Annotated in this window: 1 protein-coding gene and 1 pseudogene; one reads left to right on the forward strand and one right to left on the reverse strand. The window is 47.8% G+C overall.

Translation table 11 applies throughout. The features are described from left to right. Window positions 1–1,316 (forward strand): annotated as a pseudogene (gene dnaE / locus B7Y67_RS15080) (DNA polymerase III subunit alpha); the annotation flags it as partial. Between the two features lie 30 nt (window positions 1,317–1,346). On the opposite strand, the gene B7Y67_RS15085 reads toward dnaE, so the two are convergent. Then, the gene (locus B7Y67_RS15085) at window positions 1,347–2,504 is read right to left on the reverse strand and encodes a glycosyltransferase family 9 protein (RefSeq protein ID WP_293599340.1); all 1,158 of its coding nucleotides are present in this window, start codon (window positions 2,502–2,504) and stop codon (window positions 1,347–1,349) included. Between the last annotated feature and the right edge of the window lie 54 nt (window positions 2,505–2,558).

The following is a 2,558-nucleotide window of genomic DNA, read 5'->3' on the forward strand; positions in this document are numbered from 1 at the left end:
ATAAGTCTCATGCTGCTGCTTATGCGCTCTTGGCATATCAAACTGCCTGGCTTAAGGCTTACTATCCTGCTGAATTTATGGCGGCCAACTTATCGCTTGCGATGGATGACACCGATAAGGTGAAGATTCTGTACGACGATTGTTTGGCAAATAATATTCGGGTGTTCTCGCCAGATATTAATACTGGCGTTTATGTGTTCACACCATTACGTGCCCCAGATGCTGCTCCAGATTCTCCGATCAGTCATATTCGCTATGGCTTGGGCGCAGTGAGAGGTACCGGTGAGGCGGCAATTGAAGTGATTGTGAAGGCGCGTGAAGCTGGCGGACCTTTCAAAGATTTATTTGATTTCTGCGCACGCGTTGATCGTAGGCAAGTCAACCGTCGAGCAATTGAAGCTTTGATGCGTGCTGGCGCCTTTGATAGTTTGTATAAGGACTCTATTCCTGCCGGCGGTAATCCTTACGATATTCGCTCCACTTTATTGGCTTCTTTAGCGCGTGCAATCGAGGCGGCAGAACAAGCGGAAGCTTCAATCAACCAAGTCAGTTTGTTTGAGGTAGCAGGGGAAGAGGATCGCCACCTGCCTGAATTGGTGCGCGAACCAGTCTGGTCTGAAAAGAAACGCCTTCAAGATGAGAAGAGCGCCTTAGGACTTTGCCTAACGGGCCACATGTTTGACGCCTATCGCGACGAGACGGCGCATTTCATTCGTCAACCATTGGCTAAAGTGACGGAGGGTAAAGATCAGTTGATCGCCGGCATTATTACTTCTGCCCGCATGCTGACGGGTCAGCGTGGCCGTATGATGATTGCAACAATTGATGATGGCACCGCTGCAATAGAAGTGACCCTCTATAGCGAGGTATATGAACCAAATCGCTCTTGGCTCAAAGAAGATGAGTTATTAGTAGCGAAAGTGAACGTTACACCCGACAAGTTTTCTGGCGGAATGCGGATCGTATCAGAGGCGGTGATGGACATTACGGGTGCGCGCATGCGTTTTGCTCGCAATATCCATTTATCGATTGATTCAGCGATTGATCTTAAATCCTTACGTAGCCAAATTGGGCCTTACTTGATGAGTAATCGAGTGCGAGATCCCAAGTTGGGCCCCGCAGCAGCCGCTATGCCAAGTGCTAGCGAAGGCTTAAAGGGTTTAATGCTCACGGCTGCAGTCACTACTAGTGGCGGAGCTTGCTTGATGCAATTCCCAGAAGAGTTGCGCATCTATCCTGATGATGCCTGCTTGCATAGTCTGAATCAAATATTGGCGGCCAAGCAATCTAATACAGTTCAGGTTCAGTACCTCTAAATCAGCAGCACCAAAACCACTCAGAGTGATTTATTGATTTGTGGCGTCTTGAAGCGCTGCAATCACCTGATTGGGTTCTAAGAGATCCAAGCATTCGCTACGACTATTTGCACGATCTTCACAGCCTGCTTTGCGACAGGGGACGCATTCACCGGGTCCTTGCAGGATCGTGACATGACCAACTGTCTGCGAGCGAGCTCTTAATTGATAGGGCTGCTCACCAATAAAACTATTAGGCCATGGCCCAAAGTTGGTGGGTGGCGTTGGACCAAATAAGGCAATGGTCGGTGTATTACATGCTGCCGCTAGGTGTGTGATGGATGTATCTACCCCGATATAGGCAATTGCACCGCGAATCAGTGTTCCCGCTTGCGGGATAGTAAGTAGGCCTGCTGTATCAACAACATGACTGCGGGTTTCTTCATCAAGCAATGACAGAATATCCTTGTTTAGCTGTAGATCTTGCTTAGCGGGTGATGCGCTCAATACAACTTGCCAACCTTGTTTTGTAATCCAAGTTAGCAATGTTTGCCAATAGGCAAGCGGCCAACGCTTGTAGGCAGTCAAGGGCCCTGGATGCACTACAAGGTAAGGCGCATAGAGTTGACCAGCAATGCTTGGGGTAATGGGATCGCCAGCAGGTGGAGTGACTGAAATAGGTTTGCTAAATAAATCCCGCGGCTTCTTGTAAAAGATCTCAAGTAGGCGAAGCTTTTCAGTAATGACATGCTGGGCAAAATAATCCACATCAACTGTATGTAGGCTGATAGCCTTTTTCCAGGCGTTTTGCTTATCGCTTTTACTTTTCTTGGCTTTATCTTGATCAGTGAGACCTTGAGGGTGGCCCCCTAGTACGCCAACGCGGTGATGGGCAGCTACCAGAGCATAAAAATAGGCGCGATCACTAGGTTGCGTAACCACAGCCAAGTCGTAACGCTGAAATAGTTTAAAAAATAAAGAGAGATACTCTTTGAATTTGGGGCGATCGGAAGTTTCGATGATCTGGGTAATATCGGGATTACCTTTGAGCATCTCGAGCTTGCCACGGTAACCTAAAAAGTGAAACTCAGCATCAGGCCATAGCTCGCGCGCTTGAGAGATAAGCGGCGTAGTGACAAGGACATCTCCAATCTGACGAGTCGCAATAAATAAAACTTTTTTAGGCTTTAGTGCTGAGAATGCAGTCATAGGGCTAATTTAACTGAATCCTACTGAGCTTTAGCCAGAATTTTTTCACGCACG

This window comes from Polynucleobacter sp. 35-46-11 (genome assembly GCF_002281105.1).

What these genes read in the sequence shown, in the direction of transcription:
- B7Y67_RS15085 (WP_293599340.1), bottom strand. Translation starts at nt 2,504, where the DNA reads ATGACTGCATTCTCAGCACTAAAGCCTAAAAAAGTTTTATTTATTGCG.